Origin of the sequence: Streptococcus gwangjuensis (assembly GCF_028156745.1) — a bacterium.
Lineage (GTDB): Bacteria > Bacillota > Bacilli > Lactobacillales > Streptococcaceae > Streptococcus > Streptococcus gwangjuense_A.
This window is the reverse complement of sequence record NZ_JAODJG010000041.1, coordinates 73,104-90,903: the sequence shown is the minus strand read 5'-3', so window position 1 is coordinate 90,903 and position 17,800 is coordinate 73,104. Positions and strand designations below refer to the sequence as shown.

General features: G+C 40.7%; 20 protein-coding genes. 18 read left to right on the top strand and 2 right to left on the bottom strand.

What is annotated here, in order from left to right:
* The coding region (locus N5909_RS09735) for an SIALI-17 repeat-containing surface protein (protein ID WP_271631204.1) at nucleotides 1-1,341 on the top strand (1,341 nt) is incomplete at its 5' end.
* A 258-nt stretch (nucleotides 1,342-1,599) separates the two neighbouring features.
* Nucleotides 1,600-2,451 carry an NAD(P)H-hydrate dehydratase gene (locus N5909_RS09730; RefSeq protein WP_070479417.1) on the top strand — a complete coding sequence of 284 codons (852 nt, stop codon included), beginning with the start codon at nucleotides 1,600-1,602 and terminating at the stop codon, nucleotides 2,449-2,451.
* Nucleotides 2,452-2,475: 24 nt separating this feature from the next.
* Here the strand turns inward: N5909_RS09730 and N5909_RS09725 are convergent, their stop codons facing one another.
* Nucleotides 2,476-2,661, bottom strand: a complete 186-nt coding sequence (locus tag N5909_RS09725) for a hypothetical protein (RefSeq protein ID WP_001068558.1) — start codon at nucleotides 2,659-2,661, stop codon at nucleotides 2,476-2,478.
* A 123-nt stretch (nucleotides 2,662-2,784) separates the two neighbouring features.
* Between N5909_RS09725 and N5909_RS09720 the strand changes: the two genes are divergently transcribed.
* From N5909_RS09720 to N5909_RS09650, 15 genes are all read left to right on the top strand, one after another.
* Nucleotides 2,785-5,265: a bifunctional DnaQ family exonuclease/ATP-dependent helicase gene (locus N5909_RS09720; RefSeq protein WP_333908997.1), complete on the top strand. Its 2,481-nt coding sequence runs from the start codon at nucleotides 2,785-2,787 to the stop codon at nucleotides 5,263-5,265.
* Nucleotides 5,266-5,269: 4 nt separating this feature from the next.
* Entirely contained in the window at nucleotides 5,270-6,493 is a 1,224-nt protein-coding gene (locus tag N5909_RS09715) for an FtsW/RodA/SpoVE family cell cycle protein (RefSeq protein WP_000830666.1), read from the top strand.
* A 10-nt stretch (nucleotides 6,494-6,503) separates the two neighbouring features.
* The gene (locus N5909_RS09710) at nucleotides 6,504-7,058 is read left to right on the top strand and encodes a DJ-1 family glyoxalase III (RefSeq protein ID WP_271631202.1); all 555 of its coding nucleotides are present in this window, start codon (nucleotides 6,504-6,506) and stop codon (nucleotides 7,056-7,058) included.
* A 220-nt stretch (nucleotides 7,059-7,278) separates the two neighbouring features.
* Nucleotides 7,279-7,569 carry a 30S ribosomal protein S6 gene (gene rpsF, locus N5909_RS09705; RefSeq protein WP_001151778.1) on the top strand — a complete coding sequence of 97 codons (291 nt, stop codon included), beginning with the start codon at nucleotides 7,279-7,281 and terminating at the stop codon, nucleotides 7,567-7,569.
* 11 nt (nucleotides 7,570-7,580) lie between these two features.
* Nucleotides 7,581-8,051, top strand: coding sequence for a single-stranded DNA-binding protein SsbA (gene ssbA, locus N5909_RS09700; RefSeq protein WP_004269791.1), 471 nt, complete (start codon nucleotides 7,581-7,583; stop codon nucleotides 8,049-8,051).
* Between the two features lie 31 nt (nucleotides 8,052-8,082).
* Nucleotides 8,083-8,322: a 30S ribosomal protein S18 gene (rpsR, locus tag N5909_RS09695; protein WP_000068664.1), complete on the top strand. Its 240-nt coding sequence runs from the start codon at nucleotides 8,083-8,085 to the stop codon at nucleotides 8,320-8,322.
* Nucleotides 8,323-8,574: 252 nt separating this feature from the next.
* Entirely contained in the window at nucleotides 8,575-9,078 is a 504-nt protein-coding gene (locus N5909_RS09690; RefSeq protein WP_125851739.1) for a GNAT family N-acetyltransferase, read from the top strand.
* 79 nt (nucleotides 9,079-9,157) lie between these two features.
* A complete protein-coding gene (locus N5909_RS09685; protein ID WP_271631201.1) occupies nucleotides 9,158-10,558 on the top strand; it encodes a bifunctional Cof-type HAD-IIB family hydrolase/peptidylprolyl isomerase in 1,401 nt (466 codons plus the stop codon).
* A gap of 1 nt (nucleotide 10,559) precedes the next feature.
* Nucleotides 10,560-10,922: a S1 RNA-binding domain-containing protein gene (locus N5909_RS09680; RefSeq protein ID WP_000689605.1), complete on the top strand. Its 363-nt coding sequence runs from the start codon at nucleotides 10,560-10,562 to the stop codon at nucleotides 10,920-10,922.
* 52 nt (nucleotides 10,923-10,974) lie between these two features.
* Nucleotides 10,975-11,724 carry a tRNA1(Val) (adenine(37)-N6)-methyltransferase gene (locus tag N5909_RS09675; protein WP_271631200.1) on the top strand — a complete coding sequence of 250 codons (750 nt, stop codon included), beginning with the start codon at nucleotides 10,975-10,977 and terminating at the stop codon, nucleotides 11,722-11,724.
* Complete coding sequence (locus N5909_RS09670) at nucleotides 11,714-12,001, top strand: GIY-YIG nuclease family protein (protein WP_125447943.1); 288 nt, start codon at nucleotides 11,714-11,716, stop codon at nucleotides 11,999-12,001. Before N5909_RS09675 ends, N5909_RS09670 begins: the two co-directional genes overlap by 11 nt.
* Before the next feature lie 82 nt (nucleotides 12,002-12,083).
* Entirely contained in the window at nucleotides 12,084-13,019 is a 936-nt protein-coding gene (locus N5909_RS09665; protein ID WP_045612055.1) for a manganese-dependent inorganic pyrophosphatase, read from the top strand.
* 86 nt (nucleotides 13,020-13,105) lie between these two features.
* Nucleotides 13,106-13,618, top strand: coding sequence for a YiiX/YebB-like N1pC/P60 family cysteine hydrolase (locus tag N5909_RS09660; protein ID WP_120770406.1), 513 nt, complete (start codon nucleotides 13,106-13,108; stop codon nucleotides 13,616-13,618).
* Nucleotides 13,602-14,252 carry a DUF1803 domain-containing protein gene (locus N5909_RS09655; RefSeq protein WP_271631199.1) on the top strand — a complete coding sequence of 217 codons (651 nt, stop codon included), beginning with the start codon at nucleotides 13,602-13,604 and terminating at the stop codon, nucleotides 14,250-14,252. The genes N5909_RS09660 and N5909_RS09655 overlap by 17 nt, the downstream gene beginning before the upstream one ends.
* A gap of 101 nt (nucleotides 14,253-14,353) precedes the next feature.
* Nucleotides 14,354-14,545 (top strand): CsbD family protein, encoded by a 192-nt coding sequence (locus N5909_RS09650; RefSeq protein ID WP_000051184.1) that lies wholly within the window; start codon nucleotides 14,354-14,356, stop codon nucleotides 14,543-14,545.
* A 46-nt stretch (nucleotides 14,546-14,591) separates the two neighbouring features.
* On the opposite strand, the gene N5909_RS09645 is transcribed toward N5909_RS09650, so the two are convergent.
* On the bottom strand, nucleotides 14,592-16,037 hold the full coding sequence (locus N5909_RS09645; protein WP_271631198.1) for a UDP-N-acetylmuramoyl-L-alanyl-D-glutamate--L-lysine ligase: 1,446 nt from the start codon (nucleotides 16,035-16,037) through the stop codon (nucleotides 14,592-14,594).
* Between the two features lie 105 nt (nucleotides 16,038-16,142).
* Between N5909_RS09645 and N5909_RS09640 the strand changes: the two genes are divergently transcribed.
* Nucleotides 16,143-17,765, top strand: a complete 1,623-nt coding sequence (locus N5909_RS09640) for a putative polysaccharide biosynthesis protein (protein ID WP_271631197.1) — start codon at nucleotides 16,143-16,145, stop codon at nucleotides 17,763-17,765.
* Nucleotides 17,766-17,800: the final 35 nt, after the last annotated feature.

Genomic DNA, 17,800 nt, shown 5'->3' with positions numbered 1-17,800 from the left:
GGAACTCAAAACTATCTTCGTGATGGTAAAATCCAAGTCAGCCAAGACGGTAAAACTTGGACGGATGTTGTGACAGTGGGAGATGGTGTAGTCAATAGTACACACGATGATTCATTGACAGATGGTTGGACACATGATTCTAAGATGCCAGGAAATCGTTACATCGAGGGTGAATTGACGACACCAGTCAAAGCCAACTATCTTCGTGTCCTCTATACAGCTGACTATGATGCTCGTTTTGTAGGATTTACAGAATTGGTGATCAATGATGGCGAATTTGTCAAACCAATCAATGATCCAACTGTAGAAGGAAACGGTGGCGAAAGCCGAGGTAACTTCTATACTAATCTCGTAGATGGAAAAGTTTTGACTAGCTACAAAGCAGAACAAGATAAGGGAGAAATGATTTACCACTTATCAGAACCAACCAATGCCAACCATCTACGCCTTGTTTCAAGCCTTCCTGAAGGAGCGAAAGCACGAGTTCAAGCGAGAACACTTAAGGATGGACAAGAAAGTTGGACAGATCTTGGTGCCATTACATCTAGTCTCCAAACCTTTGCTATCCGAAATGGTGGTTCTCTTCTAGATGTTAAACTGGTCTGGGAAGGTGGCAAGGCTGAGTTTTATGAATTGGCGAGCTTCTATCAAGAATTGACAGAAGAACCTGTTCAATCAAGCAAGGGTGAAGAACCAGCACCAGTGCTTGAGGTACCTGAATTTACAGGTGGTGTAAATGCAGTTGAAGCTTTGGTACATGAGCTACCAGCCTACACAGGTCCATTATCAACCGTAGGTGACCAAGCTGCACCGACAGTAGAGAAACCAGAGTTTCAGGGTGGTGTGAATGCAGTTGAAGCTTTGGTACATGAGCTACCAGCTTATACAGGCCCATTGTCAACCGTAGGTGACCAAGCCGCTCCAACAGTAGAGAAACCAGAGTTCAAGGGTGGAGTCAACTCAGTTATGGCCTTGAAACACGAACTACCAGAGTACACAGGTCCATTGTCAAGCGTGGGCGATCAAACTGCACCGACGGTAGAGAAACCAGAGTTCAAGGGTGGAGTCAACTCAGTTATGGCCTTGAAACATGAGCTACCAGCCTACACAGGTCCATTATCAACCGTAGGTGACCAACCAGCTCCGACAGTAGAAAAACCAGAATTTAAGCTAAGTTCGTTAGAAAAATCTCAGACTCCAGAAGCACCAGTTCAAGTTGCCAAGGAAGACAAGAGATTGCCAGAGACTGGTGAAAAACAGTCAGAAACAGCTATTTTCTTGGCAGGTGTTACCTTGGCCTTATCAGCAGCTTTATTAACTGTAAAACGCAAAGAAGACTAGTCTATGCGCCTAATACCATTCTATTTGTATAGATTGGTAGAAGATAAAAAATGAATCGATAAATGAGTCGAATAGATGGAGAGGACCAATTAGGCCTCTCCGTCTTTACTAGTGAAAATGGAATCGTTTACTTTCATGTTGGGTCGAAAGGAGAGTAGAGGGGCTTTGTCCCCTCTTTTTCTATATGAACGAAGAGATTTATATTTAAGATGCAAGGTAGATAGACTTTATAGTATAATGAATAGAGAGGAAAAAACGATGAAAGTGATTGATCAAGCCTTACTAGAAAAAGTCATTATTGAACGTTCTCGTACAAGTCATAAAGGAGACTATGGTCGTCTGCTTTTGTTAGGTGGGACCTATCCTTATGGTGGAGCTATCATCATGGCTGCCTTGGTAGCTGTAAAAAGTGGCGCAGGATTGGTGACCGTTGGAACGGATAGGGAAAATATTCCAGCTCTGCACAGCCATTTACCTGAGGCTATGGCCTTTGCTCTTCAAGACCAGCAACTGTTAAAAGAGCAATTGGCGAGGGCAGAAGTTGTCTTATTGGGACCTGGTTTACGAGACGATATTTTTGGAGAAGAACTAGTCAAACAGGTTTTTGCTAGCTTAAGACAGAATCAGATTTTGCTTGTAGACGGAGGTGCTCTGACAATTCTTGCTAGGATAAGTTTGTCATTTCCTTCGAGTCAGCTTATCCTAACTCCCCACCAAAAGGAATGGGAAAAGCTGTCTGGAATTACGATTGAAAAGCAAAATGAAGATACAACGGCTAGTGCCCTAACTTCCTTCCCTCAAGGAACAATTTTGGTAGAGAAAGGTCCAGCTACTCGTATTTGGCAAGCTAGCCAATCTGATTATTACCAGTTACAGGTTGGCGGTCCCTATCAGGCGACTGGTGGTATGGGAGATACACTAGCTGGAATGATTGCAGGATTTGCAGGCCAATTTCGACAGGCCAGTCTCTACGAACGTGTGGCAGTAGCAACCCATCTTCATTCAGCAATAGCACAAGAACTATCTCAAGAACATTATGTGGTCTTGCCGACGGAAATCAGCTCTTATCTGCCCAAAATAATGAAAAAAATATCTCAAAAAGGCACCTGATCGTTTCAGGCGCCTTTGTATTTTTTAGAAAAATCCTTTAATCTTTCCAACGAGGCCATCTAGACCTTCAGAACCAGAAATCAACTGCTGAGCTTGAGAGAAGTATTCTCCAAGCTGTTCTTGATTTTCTGCAACAAATGTTTTTGCAGCTTCGAAATCTTTTGTTTCGATTAATTCTTTTACTTGATTAAACAAATCTAATGGGTTCATCTTATGTCTCCTTTTCTGTATAATACTATTCAAACATTTTATAAAAATTTTTTCAAGCAAAGAGATTTTTCTATCGAAGTTGAGGGGTGTCAAACAGGGCTTTTTTTGATATAATTTTTAATGATGAATTCGAGAAATGATCGGTATGTGGTTGTTGATTTAGAGGCCACTAGCACCGGAAGCAAGGCAAAAATTATTCAAGTGGGTATTGTGGTGATTGAAAATGGCGAAATCGTCGATCAGTATGGGACTGACGTCAATCCCCATGAGCCCTTGGATTCTCATATAAAAGAATTGACAGGGTTGACTGATCAACGGTTGGCAGTTGCTCCAGAGTTTTCACAGGTAGCTGGAAGGATTTTTGAACTGGTCAAGGATGGTGTTTTTGTCGCGCACAATGTACAGTTTGATGCAAATCTTCTGGCAGAGTACCTATTCTTTGAAGGTTATGAATTGAGAACTCCTCGTGTGGATACAGTTGAGCTGGCACAGGTTTTATACCCTCAGTTTGAAAAGTACAATCTCGGCATTCTCTGTCAAGAATTAGGGATTAAGTTAGACCACGCCCACACCGCTCTCTCTGATGCACAAGCAACAGCAGAGCTTTTGCTTTTTATGCGTCAAAAACTTTTTCAGTTACCAAAAGGACTTTTAGAAACGTTGTTAAATTTTGCGGATAATCTCCTTTATGAAACTTATTTAGTGATTGAAGAAGTATATCAGCGCCAGTCCCTCCTTTCTTCTCACGATTTGATGGAGTTCCATGGACTCTTTCTAAGAAAGAAAAGTCAGTCTTTAAAACCACGTAAGCTATCTAAGGATTTTACTAAAAATATGTCCTTGTTAGGATTGGATGAACGTCCTCAGCAAGTTGAATTTGCAGAAAAAGTTGAGCAGTTATTAAAGGAACAGAAAACCGCGTTTATTCAAGCCCAAACGGGACTTGGAAAGACTTATGGTTACATGCTGCCGGCTTTGAGCATGGAAAGTGAAGGGGGCATCCTTGTTAGTGTTCCTACCAAAATCCTTCAAAATCAAATTATGCAAGAAGAAGGAAGTCGATTAAAAGATACTTTTCATATTGATATTCATAGTCTTAAGGGACCTCAAAATTATTTGAAGCTCGATAATTTCTATAAGATACTCCATAGGCCAGAGTCCAACCGCCTATTCACACGCTTTAAAATGCAAGTCTTGATTTGGTTAACAGAGACAGAAACAGGTGACTTAGATGAAATCGGGCAGCTGTATCGTTATCAACATTTTCTAGCTGAACTTGTACATGATGGAAAACTTTCAAAAAAAAGTTTATTTATTTCTGAGGATTTCTGGCAACGCAGTCAAGATAGAGCTAAATCGAGTCGCCTTTTGTTAACCAATCACGCTTATCTGGTAACACGTTTAGAGGATAATCCAGAATTTGTCAACAATCGAATGGTAATCATAGATGAAGCTCAAAAAATGCTGCTTGCCCTTGAAAACCTCTCTCAAGAATCTTATCTCCTCGATGATTTAGTAACACAAGTTCAAAAGTCCTTGGAAACAGAAAAAGATCTTATTCAGAGACGGTTGCTTGAGAGTATCGGGTTTGAATGTCGCTATTTGATGGATCAGTTTTACTCAGGACTTAAGAATGACAAGTGGTTGGATTCTCTCGAAAACTTACGCCAGCATTTTTCTGAGTTAAGTCTTCCCGAGTATAGAGATATGACGGGCTTTTTTACATCGGACCGTGAATTTTGGCTGGCAACAGCTGAGAAGTCTAGTAAGGATGTCTTAATCTGCTCAAGTAAAAAAGGTCGCTTCCTACTAGCAGATTTATTGCCAGAAGATTGCAGAGTGCTTGGCGTATCTGCCACTCTTGAAATCAGTAATAGAGTTTCTTTAGCGGATTTATTAGGATTTACTGAAGCTCCACTTATTACAGTTGAATCTTTACAACAGAAGCAGCAAGAAGTTCTATTAGTAAATGATTTTCCTTTAGTAACTGAACATTCTTCTTTAGATTATGCAGAAGAGGTTACATCAGTTATCCATTCCTTACAAGCCTTTCAAGAGCCTTTGCTTGTTTTATTTACGTCTAAAGAATTACTGTTAGCAGTATCAGATTTACTAGATCATCCTCATTTAGCCCAATATAAAAATGGGGAACCCAGTCAGCTGAAGAAACGTTTTGAAAAAGGAGAGCGACAAATATTACTTGGAACAGGAAGTTTCTGGGAGGGGGTTGATTTTTCTACCCATCCTTGCGTTATTCAAGTAATTCCTCGATTGCCTTTCCAAAATCCCCAAGAACCTTTAACACGAAAATTAAATCATGAATTGCGTCAGGAAGGGAAGAATCCTTTCTATGATTATCAGCTACCAATGGCCATTATTCGTCTCAAACAGGCTTTGGGTAGAACAATTAGAAAAGAGGAACAAGCTTCCATTGCTGTGATACTGGATAGTCGTATTATTCATAAACGATATGGTAAACAGATTAGACAAGCTCTAGCGAAGGAAAGATCTATCAGAGAGGTGAATAGAAAACAAATTACCTCTGCTGTTAGTGATTTTCTCGAAAACAACAAAAATGAAAAATCTAAGAAAGAGAAAAGGTGAGTATATGAAACGTTCTCTCGACTCTAGAGTCGATTATAGTTTGCTCTTGCCAGTATTTTTTCTACTGGTTATCGGCGTGGTGGCCATTTATATTGCCGTTAGTCATGATTATCCGAACAATATTTTACCCATTTTAGGGCAACAGGTTGCTTGGATTGCCTTGGGGCTTGTGATTGGTTTTGTGGTCATGCTCTTTAATACAGAATTTCTTTGGAAGGTGACACCCTTTCTATATATTTTAGGCTTGGGACTTATGGTCTTACCTATCGTCTTTTATAATCCAAGTTTAGTTGCATCAACGGGTGCTAAAAACTGGGTATCGGTAAATGGTGTTACCTTGTTCCAGCCGTCAGAATTTATGAAGATATCCTATATTCTCATGTTGGCCCGTGTTATTGTCCAGTTTACAAAAAAACATAAGGAGTGGAGACGCACAGTTCCGCTGGACTTTTTGTTAATTTTTTGGATGATTCTCTTTACCATTCCAGTCCTAGTTCTTTTGGCACTTCAAAGTGACTTGGGGACGGCTTTGGTTTTTGTAGCCATTTTCTCAGGAATCGTTTTATTATCGGGGGTTTCTTGGAAAATTATTATCCCAGTATTTGTGACTGCTGTAACTGGAATTGCTGGTTTCTTAGCTATTTTTATCAGCAAGGATGGTCGGGCTTTTCTCCATCAACTGGGCATGCCGACCTATCAAATCAACCGTATTTTGGCTTGGCTCAATCCATTTGACTTTGCTCAAACAACGACCTATCAGCAGGCTCAAGGACAGATTGCGATTGGTAGTGGAGGCTTGTTTGGACAAGGTTTTAATGCTTCTAATTTGCTTATTCCAGTTCGGGAGTCGGATATGATTTTCACGGTTATCGCAGAAGATTTTGGCTTTATTGGCTCTGTCCTTGTTATTGCCCTTTATCTCATGCTGATTTATCGTATGTTGAAGATTACTCTTAAATCAAATAACCAGTTCTATACCTATATTTCTACAGGTTTGATTATGATGTTACTCTTCCATATCTTTGAGAATATTGGTGCTGTTACTGGCTTGCTTCCTTTGACTGGTATTCCTTTGCCTTTCATTTCTCAAGGTGGATCGGCTATTATCAGTAATCTGATTGGTGTGGGCTTACTTTTATCTATGAGTTACCAGACCAATCTAGCTGAAGAAAAGAGCGGAAAAGTTCCATTCAAACGGAAAAAGGTTGTATTAAAACAAATCAAATAAGGAGAAAATCATGGTAAAAGTAGCAGTTATGTTAGCTCAGGGCTTTGAAGAAATTGAAGCTTTGACAGTTGTGGATGTTTTGCGTCGGGCAAAGATCACTTGTGATATGGTTGGGTTTGAAGAGCAAGTGACTGGTTCGCATGCAATCCAAGTAAGAGCAGATCGTGTCTTTGATGGTGATTTATCAGACTATGATATGCTTGTCCTTCCTGGTGGCATGCCTGGTTCTGCACATTTGCGGGACAATCAGGCCTTGGTTCAAGAGTTGCAAAGCTTTGAGCAAGAAGGAAAAAAACTAGCAGCCATTTGTGCTGCGCCAATTGCCCTCAATCAAGCAGGGCTATTGAAAAACAAGCAGTACACTTGTTATGACGGCGTTCAAGAGCAAATTCTTGATGGTCACTACGTCAAGGAAACAGTAGTGGTAGATGGTCAATTGACAACCAGTCGAGGCCCTTCAACAGCCCTTGCCTTTGCCTACGAGCTGGTAGAACAATTAGGAGGAGATGCAGAGAGTCTACGAACAGGAATGCTTTATCGAGATGTATTTGGTAAAAATCAGTAAAACGGATCCATAATTTCTAGAGAGTGGTAAATGTTAAAAATATTATATCTCTAGCTATAGAGTTGTATTGTTGAGAAGATGATTCGTCATCTTCTTTTTATATTTCGGTGTTTTTACTTGCGTAAAAAAATGTTTTCTAGTATAATAGTTTATTGTGAGCGAACCTCACTTACCCCTTGCAAAGTCTTGGGGTCATTAGACCAAAAGGAGGAACATATCAATGGCTAAATACGAAATTCTTTATATCATTCGTCCAAACATTGAAGAAGAAGCTAAAAACGCTTTGGTAGCACGTTTTGACTCTATTTTGACTGACAACGGTGCAACTGTTGTTGAATCAAAATCTTGGGAAAAACGCCGTCTTGCATACGAAATCAAAGATTTCCGTGAAGGACTTTACCACATCGTTAACGTTGAAGCAAACGACGATGCAGCTCTTAAAGAGTTTGACCGTCTTTCAAAAATCAACGCTGACATTCTTCGTCACATGATCGTCAAAACTGACGCGTAAGAAGGTAAACTATGATTAACAATGTTGTACTTGTAGGGCGTATGACACGTGACGCTGAGTTGCGTTATACCCCATCAAATGTAGCAGTTGCGACTTTTACTCTTGCAGTAAACCGTACATTTAAGAGTCAAAATGGCGAACGTGAGACTGATTTTATCAATGTCGTTATGTGGCGCCAACAGGCTGAGAACCTTGCTAATTGGGCTAAAAAAGGGTCACTTATCGGGGTGACAGGTCGTATCCAGACTCGTAGTTACGATAACCAGCAAGGACAACGTGTCTACGTGACAGAGGTCGTGGCTGAGAATTTCCAAATGTTGGAAAGCCGTAGTGTGCGTGAGGGTCACACAGGTGGAGCTTATTCTGCACCGACTGCAAACTATTCAGCACCTACAAATTCAGTACCAGACTTTTCACGTGATGAAAATCCATTTGGAGCAACAAATCCATTGGATATTTCAGATGATGATTTACCATTCTAATGGACAACTAAAATTATAAAGGAGAAAAAACATGGCTCAACAACGTCGTGGCGGATTCAAACGCCGTAAAAAAGTTGATTACATCGCAGCAAACAAAATTGAATATGTTGATTACAAAGATACTGAGCTTCTTAGCCGTTTCGTTTCAGAACGTGGGAAAATCCTTCCTCGTCGTGTAACAGGAACTTCAGCTAAAAACCAACGTAAAGTAACAACAGCTATCAAACGCGCTCGCGTAATGGCTTTGATGCCTTTCGTAAACGAAGATTAAAGAAAAGACCCAGTTGGGTCTTTTTTTCACGAGCTTTTGAAATGAGAGAGCGAGTTTGGGTCCAAGTGGATCTCTTTTTCACGATCATTGAAATGAGAATGCGAGTTGGGTCCGGGTGGACCTCTTTTTCATGGGTTTGAAAACAAGAAAGCGAATTAAGACCTGGGTGGGTCTTTTTTTCACGAGATAGTTTTTTTTTGACCTTGGCGTGTTATAATGGCAATAGAAAGAGTAAAGGTGGGTAAGTCAAAGATGAATTGTACGATTAGAAATATGATTAAGTCTGATATTGAATCCTTATCTCATGGATTTATGAATCAAGGTTGGCCTGGTAGAGAGGAAATTTTGGCTAGATATTTTCTGGAACAGGAAAGTGGGGAGAGAGAAGTCTTAGTTGCAGAGATTGATGGTGCTGTAGCGGGCTACGTTACCATTTTGCCCTCTGCTAAACATGGTCCTTTTGCAGAAGTCTATCCAGAATTATCAGATTTTAATGTGTTTGAGCCTTTTCGAAATCAAGGGATTGGGAATCAACTGCTAGAAGAAGCAGAAAAACGAGTCAAGTTTGTTTCGAGTAAGGTCACTCTTGGTGTAGGTTTGCACTTGGGGTATGGTCCTTCCCAGAGATTGTATATCAAACGAGGCTATATTCCAGATGGGACAGGTGTCTGGTATAGAAATAAACCGCTAGAAATGGGTGCAAGTTGTCAAAATGATGATGATTTAGTTTTATACTTATCCAAGGACTTACAATAAAACTGGAAACTTTTTGAAAATAGGGGATTTAGCTACTTTATGGTATAATGGAAAGAGTTAGATTGAAAGAGGTAGTGAGATGGATGCCAAATTAAGATACAAGGCAAAGAAAATCAAGATTGTCTTTTTTGATATTGATGATACATTGCGGAATTCAAAGACAGGTTTTATTCCAGCTTCAATCCCAACTGTTTTTAAGCAATTACGTGAGAAAGGAATTTTGACAGGTATTGCTTCTGGACGAGGGATTTTTGGTGTTGTGCCAGAGATTCGTGACCTCAAGCCTGACTTTTTTGTAACCCTGAATGGTGCCTATATTGAAGATAAAAAAGGTCAGGTTATTTATCAACATCAGATTGAGAAGTCAGATGTTGAGGAGTATATCTCTTGGGCCAAGCAAGAGGGAATTGAGTATGGTTTGGTTGGGAGTCATGATGCCAAGTTGTCGACTCGCACCGATATGATTAGTGAAGCGATCAATCCAATTTACCCTGATTTGGCTGTAGATCCTAATTTCCATGAAAAAGAAGATATCTATCAGATGTGGACTTTTGAAGATAAAGGAGATGACTTGCACTTGCCTGACAGTCTCTCTGACAAGCTTCGCATGGTTCGTTGGCATCAACATTCGTCTGATATTGTGCCGATTTCAGGCTCCAAAGCGACGGGTGTGGAAAAGGTTGTGGAACACCTTGGCTTGAAACCAGAGAATGTCATGGTCTTTGGAGATGGGCTGAATGACTTAGAACTCTTTGATTATGCTGGAATCAGCGTCGCTATGGGAATTTCTCATGATAATATCAAAGAAAAAGCAGATTATATAACAAAAACACTAGAAGAAGATGGCATTTTTGATGCCTTAGAAGGATTTGGTATGGTAGAAAAAGAATTGCATTTTCCACAAGTAGACATTGAAACAGTAGAAGGTCCTATCGCGACTATTAAGACCAATCACGGAGACTTGCGTATCAAGCTCTTCCCTGAACATGCTCCTAAAACAGTGGCTAACTTTGTAGCTCTTTCAAAAGATGGTTACTATGATGGTGTCATTTTCCATCGTATTATCAAGGACTTTATGATTCAAGGTGGAGACCCAACTGGTACTGGTATGGGTGGCGAGTCAATCTACGGCGAATCTTTTGAGGATGAATTCTCAGAAGAACTTTACAATATCCGTGGTGCCCTTTCAATGGCCAATGCTGGTCCAAATACCAACGGTAGCCAGTTCTTTATCGTGCAAAATCAACATTTGCCTTATTCTAAGAAAGAAATTGCTCGTGGTGGTTGGCCAGAACCGATTGCGGAAATCTATGCCAACCAAGGTGGAACTCCTCATCTAGACCGCCGTCACACTGTATTTGGTCAGCTAGCTGATGAAGCTTCTTACGCTGTTTTAGATGCCATTGCTGCTGTTGAGACAGGGGCTATGGACAAGCCAGTTGAAGATGTCGTGATTGAAACAATTGAAATCGAGGACTAAGATGAAAATCGGTGATAAGCTAAAGGGCCGTATTACAGGGATTCAGCCCTACGGTGCCTTTGTTGAGCTAGAAACGGGTGATACGGGGCTGATTCACATTTCAGAGATTCGGACAGGCTTTATTGAAAATATCCAAGAAGCCTTGAAAGTCGATGAAGAGGTTCAGGTTCAAGTAGTGGATTTAGATGAATTTACAGGGAAAGCCAGCCTTTCTATCCGCACTTTGGAGGAAGAAAAGCACCAGTTTCCGAGACGGAGACGTTTTTCAAGCGACCGTTTTAACTACGGCTTTGCGCCTCTTAAACGAATGATGCCAATTTGGACCAAGGAGGCCCTTCAACATTTGAAGAATCAGAAGCACTAGTTAGAAATTTCTATCTTTTGTAATGTTAATATAAATTTGCTATAATAGGACCATGGAAGAAGAACAATTATTAAAATCAGGAGAGCGTATTAACCAGCTCTTTTCGACAGATATTAAAATCATTCAAAATAGAGAGGTTTTTAGCTATTCGGTGGATAGTGTTCTCTTGTCACGTTTTCCACGTTTTCCTAAAAAGGGCTTGATAGTGGATTTTTGCGCTGGAAATGGAGCAGTGGGGCTATTTGCTAGCACTCGGACTCATGCACAGATTTTGGCTGTTGAAATTCAGGAGCGTTTGGCAGATATGGCTGAACGCTCTGTCCGTTTGAATGGTTTGGAAGAGCAGATGGAGATCATCTGTGATGATTTGAAAAATATGCCTGCTTACATTCAGGGAAGTAAGGTGGATATGATTTTGTGTAATCCACCCTATTTCAAGGTGGATCCTCATTCCAATCTGAACGAGAGTGAACATTATCTCTTGGCGCGCCATGAAATTACGACTAATTTGGAAGAAATCTGTCGTAGTGCCCAGAGTATTCTCAAATCCAATGGACGCTTGGCTATGGTTCATCGTCCTGATCGACTTCTGGATATTTTGGATACGTTACAACGGCATAATCTAGCCCCTAAGCGCCTGCAGTTTGTTTATCCAAAAAGAGAAAAGGAAGCCAATATGCTTTTGATTGAGGCTATCAAGGATGGGTCGACAAGTGGCTTTAAGGTCTTGCCGCCTCTCATTGTTCACAATGATGATGGCTCTTATACGCCTGAACTCGAAGAGATTTATTATGGATCATAAGGCTTATATGTATGTGCTGGAGTGCCGTGACGGATCCTACTATACAGGCTATACGACTGATGTGAAGAGACGCCTCGCTGTCCACAGTAGTGGGAAGGGAGCCAAATATACGCGAGCACGCTTGCCAGTCAAACTTATCTATGCTCAAGGTTTTGCCAGTAAGGAAGAAGCCATGTCGGCAGAAGCCCTTCTTAAGCGTAAGAAGAGGCCACAGAAGGAGCAATTTTTATCTGAAAATCAAGATAGAAATTTACTCAGTTATTTTGAAGAATTGTGAGGAGTCCTTTGACTCCTCTTACTTTTGTCAAAAAGCGAAAAAAATGCTACAATAAAGAGAATAAACAAAATGAGGTATTATCATGTCTAAGATTCTAGTATTTGGTCACCAAAATCCAGACTCAGATGCCATCGGGTCATCTGTAGCCTTTGCCTACCTTGCAAAAGAAGCTTACGGTTTGGATACGGAAGCTGTTGCCCTTGGAACTCCAAATGAAGAAACAGCCTTTGTCTTGAACTATTTTGGTGTAGAAGCACCGCGTGTTATCACTTCTGCTAAAGCAGAAGGAGCAGAGCAAGTTATCCTGACTGACCACAATGAATTCCAACAATCTGTATCAGATATCGCTGAAGTAGAAGTTTATGGTGTTGTGGACCACCACCGTGTGGCTAACTTTGAAACTGCAAGCCCCCTATACATGCGTTTGGAGCCAGTTGGTTCAGCATCTTCAATCGTTTACCGTATGTTCAAAGAACATGGTGTAGCTGTGCCTAAAGAGATTGCTGGTTTGATGCTTTCAGGTTTGATTTCAGATACCCTTCTTTTGAAATCACCAACAACACACCCAACAGATAAGGTTATTGCTCCTGAATTGGCTGAATTGGCTGGTGTCAACTTGGAAGAATATGGTTTAGCTATGTTGAAAGCTGGTACAAACTTGGCTAGCAAATCTGCTGAAGAATTGATTGACATCGATGCTAAAACTTTTGAATTGAACGGAAATAATGTCCGTGTTGCTCAAGTAAACACAGTTGACATCGCTGAAGTATTGGAACGCCAAGCAGAAATTGAAGCTGCAATGCAAGCTGCTAACGCAGCAAACGGCTACTCTGACTTTGTCTTGATGATTACAGATATCGTCAACTCAAACTCGGAAATCTTGGCTCTTGGTGCTAATATGGGCAAGGTCGAAGCGGCTTTCAACTTCAAACTTGAAAACAATCATGCCTTCCTTGCTGGTGCTGTTTCACGTAAGAAACAAGTGGTACCTCAATTGACTGAAAGCTTTAATGCTTAAGATTTTGAGTATTAATTCAAATTAGGAAAGGCTAGTTTGCCTTATATCGAAAGGAGTTTCGGCTCCTTTTTTTCTAGGAGTGAAGTATGTTAGAAAATGGCGATTTGATTTTTGTGAGAGATGAGTCAGATATGGGACAGGCCATCCAGACTTCCACAGGCAACTATAACCATGTTGCCATTTGTTTGGATGGGATGATTTACCACGCTAGTGGAGAATTTGGTGTGGTCTGTCAAGAACCAGCAGAATTCTTTGAGTCCAATCACTTGTACGACCTCTATGTTTACCCAGAAATGGATATCCAGTCTGTGAAGGAAAAAGCTTGCAAACATCTTGGAGCTCCCTACAATGCTTCTTTCTATCCAGATGGAGAAGGTTTTTACTGTTCCCAGTACATGGCAGAAATTCTCCCCATTTTTGCAACCATACCTATGAAATTTGGAGATGGGGAGCAGGAGATTAGTGATTTTTGGAGAGAGTATTACAGAGAACTAGGTCTGCCTGTTCCTTTGAACCAGCCGGGGACCAATCCCAGTCAGTTGGCAGCATCGCCTCTGTTAGAATGTAAAGAAAGGAATCTTCATGATTCAGATTTTTAATCCATCTCGTTTGACGAGACAGCCATTTTTTAGAGAATTGATCCGCTATCTGGACCAGCATGAGGATGTTATTTTGCGAGAAATTAAGGCTCAATTTCCAGATATAGCAGTTGATAAACTCATGGAAGAGTATATAAAGGCAGGCTTGATTCTACGAGAAAATAAGCGTTATTACCTTAATCTTCCTATGCTTGAATCACTTGATAGTCTTGAACTGGATCAAGAGATTTTTGTTAGCGAAGATAGTCCGGTCTATCAAGCCTTGTTGGAGCAGACTTTTGAGACGCAATTGCGCAATCAAACCAATGCAGCTATTTTAGTTGAAAAGACGGACTTTGCGCGGACTAAAATGACCCTTTCCAATTATTTCTACAAGGTCAAACATCAGTATCCTTTGACAGAAAAACAGCAGGATCTCTATGACATTTTGGGAGATGTCAATCCTGAGTATGCTCTCAAATATATGACGACTTTTTTGCTAAAATTTCTCAAAAAAGATCAACTGATGCAGAAACGACGTGATATCTTTGTGGACAGTTTAGTAGTCTTGGGCTATATTGTCCAAAATGAAGATGGAAAGTATGAATTGGCTGTCGATTTTGATAAGGAAAGATTAACTTTCTACTTGGCCTGATTTCTTTTTTGTGAGCACATTGTTTGACATTCCTTAGCATTCCGTATAAACTATATGTAACCGGTAACACATATCGGAATAAAATTAAAGGAGACAATTATATGTCACTTGAAAACAAATTGGAACAAGCAACAGGCGCTATCAAAGAAGGATTTGGTAAAGTTACTGGGGATAGCAAGACTGAAGCAGAAGGCGCTGTAGAAAAGACAGTTGCTAAGGCAAAAGAAGTAGTTGAAGATGCTAAAGGTGCTGTAGAAGGTGCCGTTGAGGGTTTGAAAAACGCTTTTAAATAAAAATAGAAAAAATCAAGGGTTTCATTTCCCTTGATTTTTTACTATCTTATAAATAATTTTCTGCGACGGCTGCATCTCCTGGATAGGCTTCTTTCTTGCCTTGAACGATTTGGTAGCAATCGGCTCCCTTACCAGCGATAATGACAGCATCTAATTCCTGATTTGTGATAGCCATGGCTGCCCTGATGGCTTCTTGGCGATCCGCAATTTTTTCAACAGGATGATTGATGTAGCTACTAATTTCATCCGCAATGGCCATTGGGTCTTCATAGTTAGGGTCATCAGCAGTCAGAAAAACTTGAATCTCAGGGTGTTGATTAAGGAGGAGGCCAAAGTCCTTACGACGGCTTTCTCCCTTGTTTCCTGTCGAACCGAGAACCAGAGCAATCTTTCCAGTTTGATGAGTTTCAACAACATTGATTAGTTTTTTGAGACTGTCACCATTGTGGGCGTAGTCTATAAAGACCTTGGCACCATTTTTCTGAGTCAGGACTTCCATACGACCAGGAACACGGGTTGCAGAGATTCCTTTTTTGATGTCCTCAAGACTAGCTCCGAGACGGAGACAGGCAAGTCCAGCAGCAACTGCATTTTCTTGGTTGAAGTGTCCAATTAGTTGGATATCATAATCTCCAGCGAGTTTACCCGTAGCTGAAAAACTAAATGCTTTGGAATTTTCGATTTGGTTATCAGACTGACTACCATAGAAATCATGGTCTTGGTCTGCCACTTGTTCCTTTAAGACAGAAAAATGGTCCATGTCACTGTTAATGATGACTGCTCGGCTATTTTTCATTAAGAGACGTTTGTTGTAGAAGTAGTCTTCGAAGCTAGGGTGTTCAATCGGTCCGATATGGTCTGGGCTGATATTGAGGAAAACTCCCACATCAAAGGTGAGGCCATAGACACGTTTGACCAGATAGGCCTGACTGGATACTTCCATGATGAGGTGAGTACGGTCATTTTGCACAGCTTGATTCATCATGTCAAAGAGGTCAATGCTCTCAGGGGTTGTCAATGCAGACTTAAAGAAAGTCTTGCCATCTAGAGTTGTGTTCATAGTCGAGAGCATAGCCGGTCGATGCCCTTGAGATAAGATATTATAAGCGAAATAGGCTGCTGTTGTCTTACCCTTGGTTCCAGTAAAGGCAAGGAGTTTAAGTTTTTCCTGTGGATTGCCATAAAACTCCATAGCTACCAAACTCATGGCTTTCTTGATATCACTGACGATAATGGCAGGAATACCAACTTCATAGTCTTCTTCAGCCACATACCAACCGAGGCCATGAGAGATGGCTGACATCAGAAATTCCTTCTTAAAGGCAGCGCCCTTGACGAAAAAGAGGCTCTTCTCTTTGGCTTTACGGCTGTCATAGCAGATGGTGTCAAATATGACATGGCTGTAATTGTAGTGGTAGTGTCCTTGGTTGATAATCTCACGGAAGAGATCATCTTTCTTTAAAATATCTAATACGGTTTCAATCTTAATCATACTTTCTATTGTAAACTGAAAGTCGTAAATTTACAAGTGACAAGGAAAAGTTTATAATGGAAGATGAGGAATTTTTCCTAGTTATTAAAATCAAATGAGGAATCTATGTCTAACGAAAACAATCACCAGCAGGCCCAGATGTTACGGGGGACTGCTTGGCTAACGGCTAGTAACTTTATCAGTCGCCTACTCGGGGCTATTTATATTATCCCTTGGTATATCTGGATGGGGTCTTATGCGGCTACAGCAAATGGCCTCTTTACAATGGGCTACAATATCTATGCATGGTTCTTGCTGGTTTCAACAGCGGGTATTCCGGTTGCGGTGGCTAAGCAAGTGGCTAAGTACAATACCATGCGAGAAGAAGAGCATAGCTTTGCCCTGATTCGGAGCTTTTTAGGCTTTATGACGGGACTTGGTCTGGTCTTTGCACTAGTCTTGTATCTCTTTGCTCCTTGGCTAGCAGACTTATCGGGTGTGGGCAAAGACTTGATCCCCATCATGCAGAGCTTGGCTTGGGCGGTCTTGATTTTCCCATCTATGAGTGTTATCCGAGGTTTCTTCCAAGGGATGAATAACCTGAAACCTTATGCTATGAGCCAAATTGCTGAGCAAGTCATTCGTGTTATCTGGATGCTCTTGGCTACCTTTATGATTATGAAAATGGGCTCAGGAGATTATCTAGCAGCGGTTACCCAATCAACCTTTGCTGCCTTTGTCGGCATGGTAGCCAGTTTTGCAGTCTTGATTTATTTTCTTGCCAAAGAAGGTTTACTCAAAAGAGTCCTTGAAGCAGGAGATAAGATTAATAGTAAGCGTCTTTTGGTCGATACCATTAAAGAAGCCATTCCTTTTATCCTGACAGGGTCTGCTATCCAGCTCTTCCAGATTTTGGACCAGATGACCTTCATCAATAGTATGAGTTGGTTTACCAACTATAGTAATGAAGACTTGGTTGTCATGTTTTCTTATTTCTCAGCCAATCCTAATAAAATCACTATGATTTTGATTTCCTTAGGAGTTTCGATTGGTGGTGTAGGCTTGCCACTTTTGACCGAAAACTATGTTAAAGGTGATTTGAGGTCTGCCTCTAAATTGATTCAAGATAATCTAACTATGCTTCTATTGTTTCTTTTTCCTACAACGGTGGGAGTGGTCATGGTCGGTGAACCTATTTATACCATATTTTACGGGAAGCCAGATAGTTTGGCATTAGGTTTGTTTATCTTTGCAGTCTTACAGTCAACCATTTTGGGTGTATATATGGTTTTGTCACCAATGCTTCAGGCTATGTTCCATAATCGTAAAGCGATCCGTTACTTTTTCTATGGTTCGGTTGCTAAGCTAGTCTTGCAATTACCAACAATTTATCTTTTTCACAGTTATGGTCCTTTGATTTCAACATCAATCGCTCTTATCATCCCTATTCTATTCATTTATCGTGAACTATGCAGAGTAACAGGAATGAGAGGTAATGTTGTATTTAGGAGAACGATTTTAATCAGTTTGTTAACGCTTGTTATGTTTATCGGTGTAGGTGCTATCCAGTGGATACTGGGATTTGTCTTCCAACCAAGTGGGCGTTTGTGGAGTTTTCTATATGTAACTCTTGTCGGTGCCATGGGTGGAGCAGTTTATGGAATTATGAGTCTCCGTACCCGTTTATTGGATAAGGTGATTGGAAAAGCTCAAGCAGATCGCTTACGAATCAAATTAAAGTTAACTTAAAAAATATTTATAAATAAAAGGGATAAATTGAACAT

Excerpts from the sequence above, each read along its gene's own strand:
- N5909_RS09715 (WP_000830666.1), top strand. The coding sequence starts at position 5,270 with ATGAAACGTTCTCTCGACTCTAGAGTCGATTATAGTTTGCTCTTGCCA.
- N5909_RS09665 (WP_045612055.1), top strand. The coding sequence starts at position 12,084 with ATGTCTAAGATTCTAGTATTTGGTCACCAAAATCCAGACTCAGATGCC.
- ssbA (WP_004269791.1), top strand. The coding sequence starts at position 7,581 with ATGATTAACAATGTTGTACTTGTAGGGCGTATGACACGTGACGCTGAG.
- N5909_RS09650 (WP_000051184.1), top strand. The coding sequence starts at position 14,354 with ATGTCACTTGAAAACAAATTGGAACAAGCAACAGGCGCTATCAAAGAA.
- N5909_RS09680 (WP_000689605.1), top strand. The coding sequence starts at position 10,560 with ATGAAAATCGGTGATAAGCTAAAGGGCCGTATTACAGGGATTCAGCCC.
- N5909_RS09645 (WP_271631198.1), bottom strand. The coding sequence starts at position 16,037 with ATGATTAAGATTGAAACCGTATTAGATATTTTAAAGAAAGATGATCTC.
- N5909_RS09725 (WP_001068558.1), bottom strand. The coding sequence starts at position 2,661 with ATGAACCCATTAGATTTGTTTAATCAAGTAAAAGAATTAATCGAAACA.
- N5909_RS09660 (WP_120770406.1), top strand. The coding sequence starts at position 13,106 with ATGTTAGAAAATGGCGATTTGATTTTTGTGAGAGATGAGTCAGATATG.
- N5909_RS09675 (WP_271631200.1), top strand. The coding sequence starts at position 10,975 with ATGGAAGAAGAACAATTATTAAAATCAGGAGAGCGTATTAACCAGCTC.
- N5909_RS09710 (WP_271631202.1), top strand. The coding sequence starts at position 6,504 with ATGGTAAAAGTAGCAGTTATGTTAGCTCAGGGCTTTGAAGAAATTGAA.
- rpsR (WP_000068664.1), top strand. The coding sequence starts at position 8,083 with ATGGCTCAACAACGTCGTGGCGGATTCAAACGCCGTAAAAAAGTTGAT.
- N5909_RS09730 (WP_070479417.1), top strand. The coding sequence starts at position 1,600 with ATGAAAGTGATTGATCAAGCCTTACTAGAAAAAGTCATTATTGAACGT.
- N5909_RS09690 (WP_125851739.1), top strand. The coding sequence starts at position 8,575 with ATGAATTGTACGATTAGAAATATGATTAAGTCTGATATTGAATCCTTA.
- rpsF (WP_001151778.1), top strand. The coding sequence starts at position 7,279 with ATGGCTAAATACGAAATTCTTTATATCATTCGTCCAAACATTGAAGAA.
- N5909_RS09640 (WP_271631197.1), top strand. The coding sequence starts at position 16,143 with ATGTCTAACGAAAACAATCACCAGCAGGCCCAGATGTTACGGGGGACT.
- N5909_RS09670 (WP_125447943.1), top strand. The coding sequence starts at position 11,714 with ATGGATCATAAGGCTTATATGTATGTGCTGGAGTGCCGTGACGGATCC.
- N5909_RS09720 (WP_333908997.1), top strand. The coding sequence starts at position 2,785 with ATGAATTCGAGAAATGATCGGTATGTGGTTGTTGATTTAGAGGCCACT.
- N5909_RS09685 (WP_271631201.1), top strand. The coding sequence starts at position 9,158 with ATGGATGCCAAATTAAGATACAAGGCAAAGAAAATCAAGATTGTCTTT.
- N5909_RS09655 (WP_271631199.1), top strand. The coding sequence starts at position 13,602 with ATGATTCAGATTTTTAATCCATCTCGTTTGACGAGACAGCCATTTTTT.